Origin of the sequence: Micromonospora arida (assembly GCF_003857035.1) — a bacterium.
In the GTDB taxonomy this organism is placed as follows: domain Bacteria; phylum Actinomycetota; class Actinomycetes; order Mycobacteriales; family Micromonosporaceae; genus Micromonospora; species Micromonospora arida.
The window spans coordinates 1-14,249 of the sequence record NZ_QGSY01000114.1 but is presented as its reverse complement, the minus strand read 5'-3'; the positions used below and the strand labels follow the sequence as shown (position 1 = coordinate 14,249).

Below are 14,249 nucleotides of genomic sequence, written 5' to 3'. Positions count from 1 at the left end.
GCCCGACGCCGCGCCGCCCGACGCCGTGCCGCCCGACGCCGTGCCGCCCGACGCCGTGCCGACCGACGCGGCGCCGACCGACGCCGCCCCGGCCGACGCCGCTCGATCAGACGCCGCTCGGCCAGACGCGTCCTCAGCTGACGCCGCGCGTACCGACGCCGACCGCGCTGACGCGCCGCCGACCAGCACGCAGACGGCCGACGCGGCAGGGGCGGCGACGCTCGGCGGCTGAGTGGGCCGGACGGCGCCGCGGCTCACATGTCGCCGGGTGTCGCCGGGAGGAGGGCACGGATCCGGTCGAAGGTGGCCACCGGGTGCGCGCCGACACCTGGCAGGACCAGGCCCAGGCAGTACGGGGAGACCTCACCGGTGGGTTCAGCCTGAACGATGAAGACCGGCGCGCCGACGTACCCCGGCGGCAGCTCGGTGGTGATCAGCACGGCGTCCCCGTCGCGGACCACCCGCTCGATCGCGACCTCCAGCGGCCGCGACCCGTCTTCGCGTACCCCATGGGCCAGCACGAAGGCGGAACTGGCGTCGGCGCCGAGGCGGGCGACCACCTCGGGCCCGGCGGCGATCCCCGCCGGCACCGGCTGGACGCGCCACCGCCAGCCGCCGTCGCCGGCATACCGGTGCAGGCCAGCGGTCGGCAACACCGCGACCCCGTCGCCTGCGAAGCGGGCCCAACCGGGCACGATCTCGGCCTCGGTTATGACGGCCGGGGCCACCCCCGCCGGCTCGGTGACGCTGGCCCGCAGGCCCAACTCACCAGCCGAACCGACCACCAGGTCGGCCGCCGTCAGCAGCGACTCCCCCACCGGGTCGTCGCCGCCCCGGAAGAAGAACGCGGTACCGAAGTCGCCCGATGACCGGTACGGCAGGATGGCGCGACCGACGACCTGGCACAGCTCGTAGGCGACGTCGCTCTCGGCGTCGGAATCCAGCAACACCAGCCAAAGGTACGGTCCACGGCCAGGCCGCTCCGCGGTAACCCGGATGCCCGCTACGGGGCGGACGTGAGACTCTGCTCGGCAACGTGGACGCGGGCACCCTTTTCACCGTCGGGCAGTGGGACGGCGGTACCCTCTGGGCGCGACATCCACGCCACACGCGCCCGTAGCTCAGCGGATAGAGCAGGGGACTTCTAATCCCAAGGCCGCAGGTTCGAATCCTGCCGGGCGCACCACCGCTGACTTGCAGCTTCCGCTCCAACGAGAAAACTCACCACGGCCACGGCCGTGTCTGGAGAGTTGGTCATCCGGAAGCCGCAGGCACGAGACCACAATCGAGCGCTGCCGCCAGGCCCGCCCGTCCAGATGACCGAGACCTTTCCCGAGACGACAGACGGCCCCTGCCCTGAGGGGAGGGACCGTATGGCGCTCGGCTTCACCGTGCGGCCAGGCCCGCGCGGAGGGTTTGCTCAGCCCTGCTGGTGGCGCTCATTGCGTCGAAGGGCCTCTTCGAGTTGGTCCTCAAGAATGATGATCCGGCAGGCCGAGGCAATGTCCGTGCCCTGGTCGCACATCTCCCGAGCTCGCGCGGCAAGGCGCAGTTGGTAGCGGGAGTAGCGGCGGTGCCCTCCACCGGAGCGCTGCGGGTCGATCAGTTTCGCGTCGCCGAGTCGGCGTAGGAAATCCTGCGAGCAGCCGATGATCTCGGCGGCGCGGCCCATCGTGTAGGCGGGGTAGTCCTCATCGTCGAGCATGTCGTCGGGTTGAGCCATGGAACCTCCATCACGAGGGCCCCGGTGCTCGGAAGCACCGGGGCCCAAGGGTTGTGGGTCAGGAACACCATCTACCGACAGAACGTCGGCTTGTCTTGTCCACACCGGCCGTCAGTGACGGCTTCGGGTGCGAGGATCGCATAAGCGTGACCGGAGACCACCTCTCGTTCGAGGGAAACTGCGGTGTCCGCGCCCAGCCCACAAGTGCGACTGGCTGCGGGCGATCCAACGGTGTAATGCCCTCCCTTGCCTCTGATTTCCTCTGCTGCACTCCGTGCTGTCCGTCGGTGTCCGAGCCCCACGCAACTTCATGGCCCCGACACGTACGACGAACTCTTCTCACCTCGGGTGAAGCCCTGAACAAGCGTTGGCCCCACCCGCTGTCACACGCATTCCTGCGCACTGCCGAACTGCGGCAAATCTCTGCCGCCGAGCTGAGCAGGGCTTGCAAGATCCTTGGCCCCACTCCTTCGCCCTCGTGCGGGGCGGCAACGTCAGCGTCTTTGTTGGCTCTGTTCTCGACCACAGAAACGCTAGTTGATGACGGTGCGAATGTCTAGCGCTTCGAACATAGATTTTCTCCGAGGACGGAGATAGCCCCGCTGGCGCACAGCTGTCTCCTGGCGCTCAGCACCAGCACCAGCACCAGCACTGCGTTGATAGCGTCGGGCCGTGTCGATGTTCCGCACCCCGCAGGTGATCCTCTTCAGCGAGGACGTCTCCCGCGCCGCCGAGTTCTACGCCGGTCTCGGCTTCACTGAGACCTTCCGGGTGCCGGCCGAGGGCGAGCCGATCCACATCGATCTCGTCCTCGACGGCTACAAGATCGGCGTCGCCTCGGTGGCCTCCACCCGCGACGATCACGGGCTCGACCCCGTACCCCATGGCCAGCGGGCCGCGGTGATCCTCTGGACCGACGACACCGCCGCCGCGTACGCCGAACTCACGGCGAACGGCGCGCCAGCACTGGCCGCACCGCATCGGTGGCTCGATCGCCTGCTGATCGCCTGGACGGCCGACCCGGACGGCAACCCGGTCCAGATCGTCCAACAGCTCTAGCGCGCAACCCGGTGATGACGTGCCGCAGCGGGGCATCTACGTCAGCGACAGGTAGGCGCGTCACGACGGCCCTGCCCGGCAGAAAGTTCCCGCCGGGTGTCTACGGGCTGGCCGGCCTACGGCGTCAATAGGGCGTGACGTTCGAGGAGTACGCGTTCGCTCGCACCTCGGGTCCGGTTCGACGGTGCCCACCGCTGCGTCGTGCCGTTCCGGCTGGAGTCGCTGCCGCCCGACGGACGGCTGCTGGAGTGCTCGGTCACGCTCGGCCGGTCGGCGCGGGACTCCTTCGTCGAGGGCTCCCTGGTGGTCGGTGACGCATCCGGCCGTTGGCTGACCGTTCGGGCGCAACTCGCCCCGGCCGGCGACGACGCCCGGCGCGGAGATCTTGTCGCCGGCCCCTACCGGGCCCGCCGGCAAGGCAGGGACGTGCTGGAGATGGTGGTCAAGCCCTGCCACGTCGAGGCGTTCCGCAAGGGTCGGGGAAACGGCTACACCGAGGCGGAGGGCTTGGCGATCCTCGGCGGGTACCAGCCGGCCCGCGATCTCGACCGCCCGGACAGCTGGTGACGGCGTGCTCAGGCTGAGGCTACCGCCACGCAGAACTCGTTGCCCTCCGGGTCGGCCATCACCACGTGTTCCTGGCCGAACTCTGCCAGGACCCGTCCGCCGGCCTGCGTCAGCCGTTCGGCCTCGGCCCTGATCCGCGCCCACCGCTCGTCGGGGCTGCCGTGGCCGGGCACCCGGATGTCGATGTGGAGCCGGTTCTTCGCCGTCTTGGGCTCGGGCACGTTGAGGATGGAGAGGTACGGGCCGACGCCGTCCGGGTCGCACAGCCACGCGCCATGCTCGGGAAGGTCGTCCTCCGGCAGGTCGAACTGCGCGTGCCACTCCTCGCGGGTGGCGAAGGGCGGTGGTGGTGGTTCGTCGATGTAGCCCAGGGCCGTCTTCCAGAAGGCGGCGAGCACCTGTGCGTCGGTGGAGTCGAGGGTCAGGGAGATCCGAGCTGCCATGGCCGGGACGGTAGCGCGTACCTCCGACGTTAGACGGGCCCCAGCAGGGCGACCAGCGCGTCGTCGCCCTGGCCGAGTTGCGCCCCACCCGTCGCTGAAGCGACCAGGAACCGTCGGCAGCCGTCGAGTTCCACGTGCCGGTCGGGGCCTCTCCCGTCGAGTGGGCGCAGCACCGCGAAGCGGGTCGCCGGGGTGGCGCAGTCGACCACCGCCCGGCGGTTGGACAGTGCCCGGAGCACGCCCGCCTGGCGCTCGGCTGGCAGCGGTCCGCCGTACACGAAGTCGCCCGGCGGCTTCTCGCCGTCCTGAAGCGACGCGGGCACCTGGTACACGCAGAGGCGCAGCGGCCCCGCGGCCGGGCGGGTGCCCGGCCCGGCCGACCCGGGGTTACCGTTCCGGATGTCTGCCCACACCAGATCCTTCCACTGCTGGGCGCATCCGGCGGCTTCGGCCGCCGCGGACTCGATCTGCCGGATGGTACGGGTGTCCACCGTGGTCCACGTCGGCTCGGCCAGGGCGTCCATCACCTCGCCGCGTGGCTTGCCGCAGGAGTCCGTCGGGATGTGGGGCCGCAGCCAGCGCCCCCGCTCGTCGAGCAGAGCCAGCCACGGCGGGATGACCATGTCGAGGGTGCAGGCGACCTCCCCGCCGGTCTGCTCGCTGGGCAGGCGCAGCGCCGTGAGCAGCGGTGCGATCTGCTCGGCGCGTCGCTCGGTGGCAATCTGCTCCTGGCCGCCGTTGGGGCCCGGCCGGATCTCGCGCCCACAGATCACCGCCGCGACCGGGGTGAACGCCGGGTCGATGCGACCGATGGTCGGCTCCTTCACTGCCGGCGGCGACGTCTCCGTGATCATTTCGCCGGCCCGGGGCGCCTCCTTGGCGCAGGAGGTCCACCCATCGACGATCTGAGCCGGAGCGGGCTCGTCCGCCCCACCCGGTCCGAGCTCCGTGCCACCGCAACCACCCAGCGCCATGCCGAGCAGTGCCACCGCCAGTGCCGTACGAGACGAACGCATCCAGCTCACCACCTTCCACCCGGGGATGAGACGGACGACGGACGCGTCCGGTTCCGGCCGGCCGGGCCGCGGCGTGACGCTGGTGACCGGTGGGGACGTCGCCGGCTGGGCTCGGGGCGTCCGCCGGCAGAATGGCCGAATGGCACATCTGGGACTTGTCGCGCTGCTGGTCAGGGAGTACGACGAGGCGATCGACTTCTACGTCGGCGACCTCGGTTTCGAGCTGGTGGAGGACACCGCCCGACCGGACGGTTCACGCTGGGTGGTGGTCCGCCCGGCGGGGGCCAGGGAGACTGCCCTGCTGCTGGCCCGGCCGAGCAGCGCCGAGCAGCAGGCTCGGATCGGCGACCAGACCGGCGGCGGGGTCGGGCTGTTTCTTTACACGGAGGATTTCGCTCGGGACCACGCCCGGATGGTGGCGGCCGGGGTCCGTTTTCTGGAGGAACCGCGGCACGAGGCGTACGGTTCGGTAGCGGTGTTCGTCGATCTCTATGGCAACCGTTGGGACCTCCTTCAGCCCCGCAGCACAGAGTGACACATTAGCGACACTCCGCACACATAGGATCACTCCGCCACGGCCCCCATGCTATTGTCCGATGTCGATCTACGCCGTGTGGACCCGGACCGGGTCGTTGTCGGAAGGACACTTCCCGATGCCGGCCGTTGCCACCCCAACCGTGCCGCCGCCCACGCTGGACAATCCGGCCGGCGGGGCCCTGGGCCTCATCTTCACCACGTTGCCAGCGCTGCTGCGGCTGAGCTGCGGGCTGTTCGGCGCGGCGGTGGCCGTGTCGGTGCAGACCCCGCCGGTGGAGCAGGCGGTGTTGCTGCCCGCCGTGGCAGTGCTGACCGGCTGGTCTCTCTGGTATGCGCACCGCGCCTTGCGCCACGGCATCGGCCCCGGCCTCGTCGCCGGTGACGTGGCGGTCACCGCGCTGACCTGCCTTCTCATCCCGGTGTTGGTGGCGCCCGAGGTGCTGCCCGGCGAGGGCAGTTGGATCGCCGTGCTGGCCAGCACCACGGTGATCAACACACAGGCCACGACCTCGGCACGCTGGTCGATCCCGGCCGGACTACTCGTGATAGCCACCTACGTGACCGGGGCGCAGGCCGCCGGCAACCCCATCGAAGCTCGGGCCCACGCGGCCACGCTACTGGCGCAGACCGCCTGCACGGCGATGATGACGGCGGTCATGCGCCGGCGCATCGGCCGGGCGGACCGCGCCTTCGTCGAACACCAGCGGATGACCCGGGAGGCGTTGGTCGCGCGCGCCGCCCGCGAGGCCGAACGCCAGCAGAACCGCGACCTGCACGACACCGTGCTCGGGACGCTGACCATGGTGGGGCTGGGCGCGGTGGCCGGACCGTCGGTCGTCTTCCGGGACCGGTGCGCGGCCGACCTGCGTACCCTCGTCTCGCTCACCGACGTCGGCCCGGTGGCCGGCGACGGCCCGGTGCCGCTCGACGGGCGGTTGCGGTTGATGGTCGGCCGGCTGCCCGAGCTTGCGGTACGGCTGGACCTGGCGTCCTGCACGGTCCCCGTCGGGGTGGCCGACGCGATCAGCGAGAGCGCCTACGCGGCACTGTCCAACGTGGTCCGCCACGCGCCGGGCGCCGGGGCCACGCTGCGGCTGAGCCGCGACGCGATAGGCGTCGTGGTCGAGGTCGCCGACGACGGCCCCGGCTTCGACCTGTCCACCGTCCCACCCCACCGGTACGGCTTGCGCGAGTCGATCCGCGGCCGGATGGCGACGGTCGGTGGGCGGGCCGTCGTGCACTCGGCCGTCGGCGCGGGCACCCGGATTCGACTGGAGTGGCCCGGTGTCGGCTGACCTGAACACCCCGGCGCACCCCACCGACGCGCCGGAAGCACCGAACCGCACCAGCGTCCCGACCCCCCGCGAGCCGGACTCCCCCGCCACGCTCGCCGCGCCGGCCGCCGTGGCGCACGCGTCCGACCGGGGTGCCCGGATCGCCGCCGTCGCCATCGCGTTGGCCTGGCACGTCGCGATCGCGCTACCGGCGGTGCTGTCCGCCCGCGCGGAGTTCGCCGCGCCAGCGGTGGTGCTCGGCGCCTGGATCCTGGTCGCCGTGACCGGCGCGGTGGCCGGGGTACGACTGCTGCAAGGCTCGCCACTGCCGCCGTGGCCGCTGGCCGGGCTGCTGCTGGTCGTCGACGCGGCCGTCTTCGCCGCCGCCGGTGAGCGGCAGTTGTTCACCGCCGCCAACTGGGTGTGGGGCACGCTCGGCTGGTTCTTCGTGCTGGCGGTGTGGGGTCGGCGCGTCGTGGGGCTGATCGCGCTCCTCAGCACGCACGCGTTGATCGCGCTGGTCGCCGTGCTCGTGCACGGCCCCGATCCGGCCGACGTGGCGCGCTACGTGATGTACGTCTACGGCACGTTCTCCCTGCCGGTGGCGGTCTTCGTGGGCAGCACGGTCATCGTCGGCCTGGCTCGGGAACGGGCCGCCGTCTCGGTCGCCGGTCACGCGATGGCCGCGGAGCGGGATGCCGCCGAGCGGGGCCTTCGGGAACGCCGGGACCGGCTCGCTCTGGTCAGCTCGGCGGCCGGGCGGGTCCTCGGGGACCTGGCCGGCGGCCAGGCTGACCCGGACGACCCGGAGGTGCAGCGCCGGTGCATGCTGGCCGCCGCCCGGCTGCGCCGGCTGATCGCCGAGTCCGACGATGTGCCCGACCCGCTGTTGCACGAGTTGCGAGCCGCCGCCGACCTGGCCGAACGCAACGGTCTCCCGATCGACCTGGTCACCATCGGCACCCCGCCTCCGCTGCCGGTGGAGGTCCGCCGCCGGCTGGCCGACCCGCTCACCGGCACCCTCGCCGACGCCCGGGAATGGGCGCGACTGACAGTGGTCTCCGGCCCGGACGAGGTGGTGGTCAGCCTCGTCACGCCGGACCGGGAGGGACCGGAGTCGACCGGCCCGCCCCCCGGGGAGCACGACGACGGGCCGGTGCAGTACCTCTACGAACGGGACGGGAACATCAGATGGGCGCAGACCCGGTGGCGGCGGTGACCGGCGATCGGCCGGTCGGGGTGGCGATCGTCGACGACCACCCGGTGGTGGTCGAGGGGGTCCGCGCCTGGCTCGCCACCGAACCGCGCCTGACGGTGCTCGCCACCGGCGACGACCCGGACGCGGTGCTGCGGGCGGCGCCGCACGCCGATGTGATCCTGCTCGACCTGCGGCTGCACGGTCGGATGGCGTTGGACAAGTTGGCCGAGCTGAGCGCCGCCGGCAGGCGGGTGGTGGTCTATTCGGAGCACACCGACCCGCAGACGATGCTCGCCGCGCTGGACGCCGGGGCGGTGGCGTTCCTGGCCAAACACGAGGGCCGGGAACACTGCGTGGAGACGGTGCTGGCCGCCGCGAGCGACCGCCCGTACGTGCCGCCGGCGCTGGCCGGTGCGATGGTCGGCGACCCGCGACCGGACCGGCCGATGTTGTCCGACAAGGAGCGTGAGGCGCTGCTGCTCTGGTTCCAGTCGATGTCCAAGGCTTCGGTGGCTCGGCGGATGCAGATCAGCGAGCACACCGTGAAGCAGTACGTCGACCGGGCGCGGATCAAGTACACCCGGGCGGGGCGACCAGCCGCCACAAAGGCGGCACTACTCGCCCGTGCGATCGAGGACGGTCTCGTCCGCCCGGAGGAGATCGGCATCTACCGGTCACAGGCGACACACGACCGGCCGACCCCCTAACAGGCGTCATGACAGGGGCGCTCCGGTCCGGAAGGCTTCAGTACACAGCCAGCTGACCGGAAGGTCGTGACGATGCACGCCGACGCGTCCCCCTTCTTCATCGGTCCCCACCGGTTCGACGCCCCCGACGACGACGTGGGCCCGACCCTGGACCGCCGCTACAACCTGCGACCGATGCCCGGCGAACGGTTGCTCGGGCGACACCAGCTGCTGGTCGCGGGCTACCTGCTCGGGCCCAGTGAGGTGCGCCGCCGTTGGCAGATGCCGGAGCCGGTCGCGGTGACCGTCACCGACCAGCGGATCTGCTGGGTGGGCAGTGGCTCGCAGCTGTCGCTGGTCACCGACGGCACGCACCGGGCCCGACCGCCGGCTCGAGTGAACGGCCTGATGAGCGGTCAGATCCGCTGGCAGTGGCCGTCCCGGTTGGAGCTGCCGACGAGCGCGCCGGACGCCCCGGCGCAGTTACTGATCGTCTGCGACGCGCTGCGCACCATTCAGCAGCCGGCGTTGGCCCTCAGCGGAACGACCGCCGAGGTCGTGGCGCTGGCCCGGCAGGTCCGCCGGGCGGTGGCCATGTTCCGGCTCAACCGTCCACAACTGGTCGACCTCTCGGCCCAGGAGCGCGACGTGCTGCTGCTGCGGGCCGGCCCCGGTCTGCTCGCCGGGGACACCCGGATCACGCTGCCCGGCTCGTTGCCGGTGGAGTTCCACTCCCGGGACGACTACTACCGCTCGAGACCGGATCCGACCTCGTGGGGCGGGCTCGCAGGCGGCGCAGCATCCGGGCATCGGTGAAGCCGACCGCCCGAGCGGCGGCTTCCACTGTGGTGCCGTGCCCGATCAGGTGCTCGGCCCGTTCCACCCGGAGCAGCTGCTGGTAGCCGAGCGGAGTGAGGCCGGTGCTCGCCCGGAAGAGCCGGGTCAGGGTTCGTTCGGCCACACCGCCGGCGGCGGCCAGTTCGGCCAGCGGCAAGGGCTCGGCGTACCGGCTGTCGATCAGATCCTGCACCCGGTGCACCGAGTCGGACAGGTGTGAGCGGTGCCGCATCAACGCGCTGGCCTGCGGCTCGTGCCCGTTGCGGCGGGCGTAGACGACCAGCGTGCGGGCGATCTTCGCGGCGGTCGCCGGGCCGTGCCGGGTCGCCACCAGGTGCAGCGCCACGTCGATGCCACTGGCGATACCCGCCGAGGTGACCACGCGGTCGTCCACCACGTACAGCACGTCGCGCACGACCTGGGCCGCCGGATGCCGGCGGGCCAGGTCGTCCTGCACCTCGTGGTGGGTGGTGCAGCGTCGGCCGTCGAGCAGCCCGGCCCGCCCGAGCGCGTACGCCCCGGCGCAGACACTGGCCACCGTGCCACCGGCCGCGTGGTGCTCGGCGAGCCGCCGCAGGTCGCCGGGCGACACCGGCCCCTGCGGCCCGTGCGCCGCCGGTCGCCAACCGGGCACGATCACCAGGTCGTCCGGGGCCAGCTCGGGCCACCGGGTGTCGGCGACCAGCGGTACGCCCTGCACGGTGGGCACCTGCTCGCGCTCCGCGACGTAGTGCAGTTGATAGTCGTACCCGAGGTCGGCGACGCTGGAGAAGACCTGAGCCGGCCCGGCGAGGTCCAGCAGGTGCAGCTGTGGGACCAGCAGGAAGACGACCCGGGTCACGACGTCAGCCCCGGCTGCCGGCGAGGGTCGCGCCGGTGACCTCGTCCACGGTGCGGATGGTCGCGAAGCGGCCGGCCAGCGCGTACTCGGTGCGGGTCACGATCTCCTCGTTCGTCAGGGTGCGCGGGTCGGCGAGGATCTCCGCGACCGTGGCGGTCTCCGGCAGGTCCCGGTGTGGGATGGGGAAGGTCAGCGTGGCGTCGGTGACGAACGTCATCCGGTAGCCGAGGTCGGAGCCGACCCGGGCGGTGGTTTCCACGCACTGCTCGGTGCGGATGCCGCAGACGGTGATGTCGGTGATGCCCGCCTGGGTGAGCACCTGCTGGAGGTTCGTGGTGGTGAACGCGTTGTGCGCGGTCTTGACCAGCGTCGGCTCACCCTCGGCGGGGACCAACCCGTCGATCAACCGCACGTGCCCGAGGGCGGGGTCGAACAACCCGCCCGTGCCGGGCTCCGAGTGCAGGACCCAGACCACCAGGTCGCCGCGCTCGCGGGCCGCAGCCACCAGCCGGTCGACCTGGCGGATCATGTCGGGGTTGGAGCCGTACGCCCAGATCGGGCGCTGGCGGAAGGACTCTTGCACGTCGATCACGACAAGTGCTGCTCTGCTCATGACGTCGATCCTGGCCGGACGGCGATCGCGCCGGCAGACATCATCGTGCCCCGGTGCGGAACGATCCGGCCAACTGGGCGCGTGTCGAGGCCCCTGGCGTCAGGCGCTGGGGGTGCGCTGCTCGGCGGCGGCGTCCAGAGCGGCGGCCTCCTCCGGTGTGGGCGCGCTGCCGCCCAGGTGCGCGGGCTGCCACCAGGTGTCGTCCGGGCCGGCCGGGGTGTCCGGATAATCCCGCTGCGCCCGGTCGACGAGGGCGCTGAGCCGGGTGGTCAGCTCGGCGGCCAGCACGTTCGGGTCCGGGAAGTCCGCTGGGTTGATCGGCTCGCCGACCAGGATGGTGATTGGTGTGTGCCGGCGGGTGAGCGTACGCGGGCGGCCCTTGGTCCAGAGCCGTTGGGTGCCCCACACCGCGACCGGCAGCACCGGCACCTTCGCCGAGCGGGCCATCCGGACCGTGCCGCTCTTGAGCTCCTTCACGGTGAACGACCGGCTGATCGTCCCCTCGGGGAAGACGCCGACGACCTCGCCGCGCTTCAGCGCGTCCACCGCGGCTCGGAACGAGGCAGCGCCGGCCTGCCGGTCCACCGGGATGTGCTTCATCCCGCGCATCAACGGGCCACCGATCCGGTCCGCGAAGACCGACTGCTTGGCCATGAACCGGACCAGCCGCCCCGAGGGGTTCGCGCCCAGGCCGGCGAAGATGAAGTCGAGGTAGCTGACGTGATTGCTGGCCAGCACCGCCCCGCCGGAGCGGGGTACGTGGTGGGCGCCCTCGATGGTGATCTTCAGGTCGAGAAGACGGAACATCGTCTTGGCGGCGGCGATAACGGGCGGGTACACGAGCTCCGGCATTCGCAGAATCTACCCTGACCGGCTGGGTGTCGGCTGGGTGGAGAACCGGCGGCGACGCGGGTGGCGCACGCCGCCGGTTCGACGGTCCGGTCAGTCAGTCGCCGAGCTTGTTCAGGTCCAGTCGACCCCGGGCGAACGCGTCCACCCGGCCCCAACGACCCGGAATGTCCAGCACCTCGATGCGACCCATCCCCACCGGCAGCCGTGGCTCGACCGCCAGGTGACCCTCGTGCGGCTCCAGACCGAGCATGGTGCGCAGCAGCAGGAGCGGCGTGCCGGTCGACCAGGCCTGCGGACTGCACGCCGTCGGATACTCCACCGGGAACTTGGTCAGCTCCCGCGGATAGCCGCCGAACGCCTCGGGCAACCGGCCGTCGAAGTACGTGGCCGCGTCCAGGATGCCGTTGGCGATGGTCGCGGCCTCCTCGGCGAAGCCGTAACGGCGCAGGCCCCAGGCGATGAACGAGTTGTCGAACGGCCAGATCGTGCCGTTGTGGTAGCCGATGGGGTTGTAGCGTGCCTCCCCCTCGGCGAGGGTGCGCACCCCCCAGCCGGAGAAGAGCCGCGGCCCGACCAGGTGCGCGGCGAGCTTCTCCGCCCGCTCGGTTTCGACGATCCCACTCCACAGCAGGTGGCCGATGTTGGAGCTGAGGATGTCGCACTGTCGGCCGTCCGGGTCCAGGGCCAGGGCGAAGTACTCGCCGTCGTCCACCCACCAGTCCCGGTTGAACCGCTCCTTCAGCTCTGCCGCCTCCCGCTCCAACTGGTCGGCGAACTCCGGGTCACCCCAGAACTCCCGTGCCAACCGGGCCGCGCGGACCTTCGCGTCGTACGCGTACCCCTGCACTTCGCAGGTGGCCCGTGGGAACGGTGGCAGCGTGCCGTCGGAGTAGGAGATCGAGTCCCAGGAGTCCTTCCAGCACTGGTTCTCCAGGCCGGTGTCGGTGTTGCGTCGCTCGTACCAGATGTAGCCGGTGCCGACCAGGTCGGCGTAGTTGTCGATCCACCTCAGCGCGGCCCGGGACTCCTGCTCCAACTCCTTGACCAGCGCGACGTCCCCGCTCCACCGCTCGTACTCGTCGAGCAGCACGATGAACAGCGGCGTCGCGTCGACCGAGCCGTAGTACGGCGAGTGTGGCTGCTCCTCGAAGGCCGCGGTCTCGCCGTAGCGCATCTCGTGCAGGATGCGCCCCGGGTCCTCGTCCCGGAAGTCGTCGAACCGGCTGCCCTGCAGGGACGCCAGGATGCGCAGCGTCGTCTTCGACAGCTGCGGAGTGAACGGCAGTGTCTGCAGGCAGGTGAGGATGCTGTCCCGGCCGAACATGGTCATGAACCAGGGCAGGCCGGCGGCGGGCAGGGTGGCGCCGCCCAACGACAGCGGCGAGAAGCGCAGCGCCGCCAGGTCGATCAGACTGCGCCGGTACGTGCTGGCCACCCGGCCGTGCTCACTGTTGACCTTCGGTGCGTCGGCGATCCACTTCTCCAGGTCGTGCTGGAGAGCGAGCCGCTCGTTGCCGTGCTTGCGCAGCCCGAACCGCAGATCCCGGCCGCCGGGCCCGACCGCTTGGGTCTGGACATCGATCGAGGTGTCCCACTGCTCGTTGGGCTCCAGGTGCACGGTGTACGCGAAGCCCTTGCTGTCGTACCGGGCCGACACCGACGACGAGATGATCGTCTCCCGCCGGAAGTTCCCCCGCCGGTACCCCAGCCGCAGCCGGTCCGACTCCACCTCGGTGTAGATCTCGCCCTTCTTGTTCAGGATCTCGTCCTTGACCTGGAACAGGTCGGCGAAGTCCGACGCCGCGTCCATCCGGATTTCCAGGTCGACCGGCTTCTCGTCGTGGTTGAGGATGGTCAGCTGCTCACAGAAGCTGCCGCCCACCGTGCGCTCCCGAATGATCGACAGCTTCGCGTCCACGTAGTGCGTGGCCATGCCCGGGACCAGGAAGAATCGCGACTCGAAGTACTGCAGGTCGTCGTAGGAGAGCGAGTTGAGTCGCTCGCCGTTGACGGTCAGCACCCAGGTCGACAGGAACCGGGTGTCGATGGAGAAGAGCCCGGTGGGCTCGCTCGGCGTCGCCTCGATGTCACCGGTGTCCTCGCAGACGACGAACGTGTTGCCGTCCAGGATCCTGATCGTGTTGCTCTGCCCCATCAGTGCACCTCCCCGGCGAATCGGCGGCGCGGCCCACGGGCGTCCGGAGAGCCCGGGAAGATCCGCTCCACCTGCACTACGAGACGCGCGTCGCCCAACACCGTCATGTCCCCCCGCAGCAGCGCGGCCAAGCCGTGCTCGCGCCCGGAGGCGATGTCGTCGAAGAGGACCGGGCTCGCGCCGATGACCGTGTCGGCCTCCTGGTCCTCCTGACTGACGTTCAGCCGGCCGTGGTCGATCCTCAGCAGCCAGTGCCAGGTCTGCGCCCCCTCGTGCAGGTCGATCCGCAGCGTCCCGGAGGTCTTGGCCAGCAGGGGTTCGTACCCCCGCCGGTCCAGGTCCTCGAAGAACCTCGTGGTCGCGTCCACCATCGGGTCCACTCCTCCCAGTTGCCGGGCCGGGGATCCCACCCACCGCGCTCGCGTCGCACGGACGGCCGGCGTTGCAC

At 71.2% G+C, this 14,249-nt stretch carries 17 protein-coding genes and 1 tRNA gene; 9 read left to right on the top strand and 9 right to left on the bottom strand.

The window, feature by feature from the left end:
- On the top strand, positions 1–232 hold a 232-nt coding region (locus DLJ58_RS33775), incomplete at its 5' end, for a hypothetical protein (protein ID WP_208740881.1).
- 22 nt (positions 233–254) lie between these two features.
- On the opposite strand, the gene DLJ58_RS06030 is transcribed toward DLJ58_RS33775, so the two are convergent.
- A complete protein-coding gene (locus DLJ58_RS06030; RefSeq protein ID WP_124854240.1) occupies positions 255–950 on the bottom strand; it encodes a hypothetical protein in 696 nt (231 codons plus the stop codon).
- A 160-nt stretch (positions 951–1,110) separates the two neighbouring features.
- Between DLJ58_RS06030 and DLJ58_RS06025 the strand changes: the two genes are divergently transcribed.
- Positions 1,111–1,186: transfer RNA gene (locus DLJ58_RS06025), tRNA-Arg, on the top strand.
- A gap of 234 nt (positions 1,187–1,420) precedes the next feature.
- Here the strand turns inward: DLJ58_RS06025 and DLJ58_RS06020 are convergent.
- Complete coding sequence (locus DLJ58_RS06020; protein WP_124854239.1) at positions 1,421–1,723, bottom strand: MerR family transcriptional regulator; 303 nt, start codon at positions 1,721–1,723, stop codon at positions 1,421–1,423.
- Positions 1,724–2,401: 678 nt separating this feature from the next.
- Here DLJ58_RS06020 and DLJ58_RS06015 point away from each other — a divergent pair.
- Together DLJ58_RS06015 and DLJ58_RS06010 are read left to right on the top strand one after the other, a co-directional pair.
- Positions 2,402–2,782, top strand: coding sequence for a VOC family protein (locus DLJ58_RS06015; protein ID WP_244218802.1), 381 nt, complete (start codon positions 2,402–2,404; stop codon positions 2,780–2,782).
- A gap of 201 nt (positions 2,783–2,983) precedes the next feature.
- Positions 2,984–3,349 (top strand): hypothetical protein, encoded by a 366-nt coding sequence (locus tag DLJ58_RS06010; RefSeq protein ID WP_244218801.1) that lies wholly within the window; start codon positions 2,984–2,986, stop codon positions 3,347–3,349.
- 8 nt (positions 3,350–3,357) lie between these two features.
- On the opposite strand, the gene DLJ58_RS06005 is transcribed toward DLJ58_RS06010, so the two are convergent.
- Both DLJ58_RS06005 and DLJ58_RS06000 read right to left on the bottom strand, forming a co-directional pair.
- Complete coding sequence (locus DLJ58_RS06005; RefSeq protein ID WP_124854237.1) at positions 3,358–3,792, bottom strand: VOC family protein; 435 nt, start codon at positions 3,790–3,792, stop codon at positions 3,358–3,360.
- Between the two features lie 29 nt (positions 3,793–3,821).
- Positions 3,822–4,808, bottom strand: coding sequence for a hypothetical protein (locus tag DLJ58_RS06000; RefSeq protein ID WP_124854236.1), 987 nt, complete (start codon positions 4,806–4,808; stop codon positions 3,822–3,824).
- Positions 4,809–4,947: 139 nt separating this feature from the next.
- Here DLJ58_RS06000 and DLJ58_RS05995 point away from each other — a divergent pair, with 139 nt between their 5' ends.
- The 5 genes from DLJ58_RS05995 to DLJ58_RS05975 all read left to right on the top strand — a co-directional run bounded on the left by DLJ58_RS05995 (position 4,948) and on the right by DLJ58_RS05975 (position 9,319).
- Positions 4,948–5,343: a VOC family protein gene (locus tag DLJ58_RS05995; protein WP_124854235.1), complete on the top strand. Its 396-nt coding sequence runs from the start codon at positions 4,948–4,950 to the stop codon at positions 5,341–5,343.
- Positions 5,344–5,461: 118 nt separating this feature from the next.
- Complete coding sequence (locus DLJ58_RS05990; protein WP_124854241.1) at positions 5,462–6,640, top strand: sensor histidine kinase; 1,179 nt, start codon at positions 5,462–5,464, stop codon at positions 6,638–6,640.
- Positions 6,630–7,838, top strand: coding sequence for a hypothetical protein (locus DLJ58_RS05985; protein ID WP_208740879.1), 1,209 nt, complete (start codon positions 6,630–6,632; stop codon positions 7,836–7,838). Before DLJ58_RS05990 ends, DLJ58_RS05985 begins: the two co-directional genes overlap by 11 nt.
- Entirely contained in the window at positions 7,811–8,524 is a 714-nt protein-coding gene (locus DLJ58_RS05980) for a response regulator (RefSeq protein ID WP_091405585.1), read from the top strand. Before DLJ58_RS05985 ends, DLJ58_RS05980 begins: the two co-directional genes overlap by 28 nt.
- Positions 8,525–8,596: 72 nt before the next feature.
- Positions 8,597–9,319, top strand: a complete 723-nt coding sequence (locus tag DLJ58_RS05975; RefSeq protein WP_124854234.1) for a hypothetical protein — start codon at positions 8,597–8,599, stop codon at positions 9,317–9,319.
- On the opposite strand, the gene DLJ58_RS05970 is transcribed toward DLJ58_RS05975, so the two are convergent.
- From DLJ58_RS05970 to DLJ58_RS05950, 5 genes are all read right to left on the bottom strand, one after another.
- Positions 9,201–10,181, bottom strand: coding sequence for a GlxA family transcriptional regulator (locus DLJ58_RS05970; RefSeq protein ID WP_124854233.1), 981 nt, complete (start codon positions 10,179–10,181; stop codon positions 9,201–9,203). The genes DLJ58_RS05975 and DLJ58_RS05970 overlap by 119 nt on opposite strands.
- A gap of 4 nt (positions 10,182–10,185) precedes the next feature.
- Positions 10,186–10,794 carry an isochorismatase family protein gene (locus tag DLJ58_RS05965; RefSeq protein ID WP_124854232.1) on the bottom strand — a complete coding sequence of 203 codons (609 nt, stop codon included), beginning with the start codon at positions 10,792–10,794 and terminating at the stop codon, positions 10,186–10,188.
- 99 nt (positions 10,795–10,893) lie between these two features.
- Positions 10,894–11,646, bottom strand: coding sequence for a lysophospholipid acyltransferase family protein (locus DLJ58_RS05960; RefSeq protein ID WP_124854231.1), 753 nt, complete (start codon positions 11,644–11,646; stop codon positions 10,894–10,896).
- 94 nt (positions 11,647–11,740) lie between these two features.
- Positions 11,741–13,801, bottom strand: a complete 2,061-nt coding sequence (locus tag DLJ58_RS05955) for an amylo-alpha-1,6-glucosidase (protein ID WP_124854230.1) — start codon at positions 13,799–13,801, stop codon at positions 11,741–11,743.
- Positions 13,801–14,172: an SCP2 sterol-binding domain-containing protein gene (locus DLJ58_RS05950; RefSeq protein WP_124854229.1), complete on the bottom strand. Its 372-nt coding sequence runs from the start codon at positions 14,170–14,172 to the stop codon at positions 13,801–13,803. Before DLJ58_RS05950 ends, DLJ58_RS05955 begins: the two co-directional genes overlap by 1 nt.
- Positions 14,173–14,249 lie beyond the last annotated feature (77 nt).

Excerpts from the sequence above, each read along its gene's own strand:
- DLJ58_RS06020 (WP_124854239.1), bottom strand. The coding sequence starts at position 1,723 with ATGGCTCAACCCGACGACATGCTCGACGATGAGGACTACCCCGCCTAC.
- DLJ58_RS06015 (WP_244218802.1), top strand. The coding sequence starts at position 2,402 with ATGTTCCGCACCCCGCAGGTGATCCTCTTCAGCGAGGACGTCTCCCGC.
- DLJ58_RS06005 (WP_124854237.1), bottom strand. The coding sequence starts at position 3,792 with ATGGCAGCTCGGATCTCCCTGACCCTCGACTCCACCGACGCACAGGTG.
- DLJ58_RS06000 (WP_124854236.1), bottom strand. The coding sequence starts at position 4,808 with ATGCGTTCGTCTCGTACGGCACTGGCGGTGGCACTGCTCGGCATGGCG.
- DLJ58_RS05995 (WP_124854235.1), top strand. The coding sequence starts at position 4,948 with ATGGCACATCTGGGACTTGTCGCGCTGCTGGTCAGGGAGTACGACGAG.
- DLJ58_RS05990 (WP_124854241.1), top strand. The coding sequence starts at position 5,462 with ATGCCGGCCGTTGCCACCCCAACCGTGCCGCCGCCCACGCTGGACAAT.
- DLJ58_RS05980 (WP_091405585.1), top strand. The coding sequence starts at position 7,811 with ATGGGCGCAGACCCGGTGGCGGCGGTGACCGGCGATCGGCCGGTCGGG.
- DLJ58_RS05975 (WP_124854234.1), top strand. The coding sequence starts at position 8,597 with ATGCACGCCGACGCGTCCCCCTTCTTCATCGGTCCCCACCGGTTCGAC.
- DLJ58_RS05965 (WP_124854232.1), bottom strand. The coding sequence starts at position 10,794 with ATGAGCAGAGCAGCACTTGTCGTGATCGACGTGCAAGAGTCCTTCCGC.
- DLJ58_RS05960 (WP_124854231.1), bottom strand. The coding sequence starts at position 11,646 with ATGCCGGAGCTCGTGTACCCGCCCGTTATCGCCGCCGCCAAGACGATG.
- DLJ58_RS05955 (WP_124854230.1), bottom strand. The coding sequence starts at position 13,801 with ATGGGGCAGAGCAACACGATCAGGATCCTGGACGGCAACACGTTCGTC.
- DLJ58_RS05950 (WP_124854229.1), bottom strand. The coding sequence starts at position 14,172 with ATGGTGGACGCGACCACGAGGTTCTTCGAGGACCTGGACCGGCGGGGG.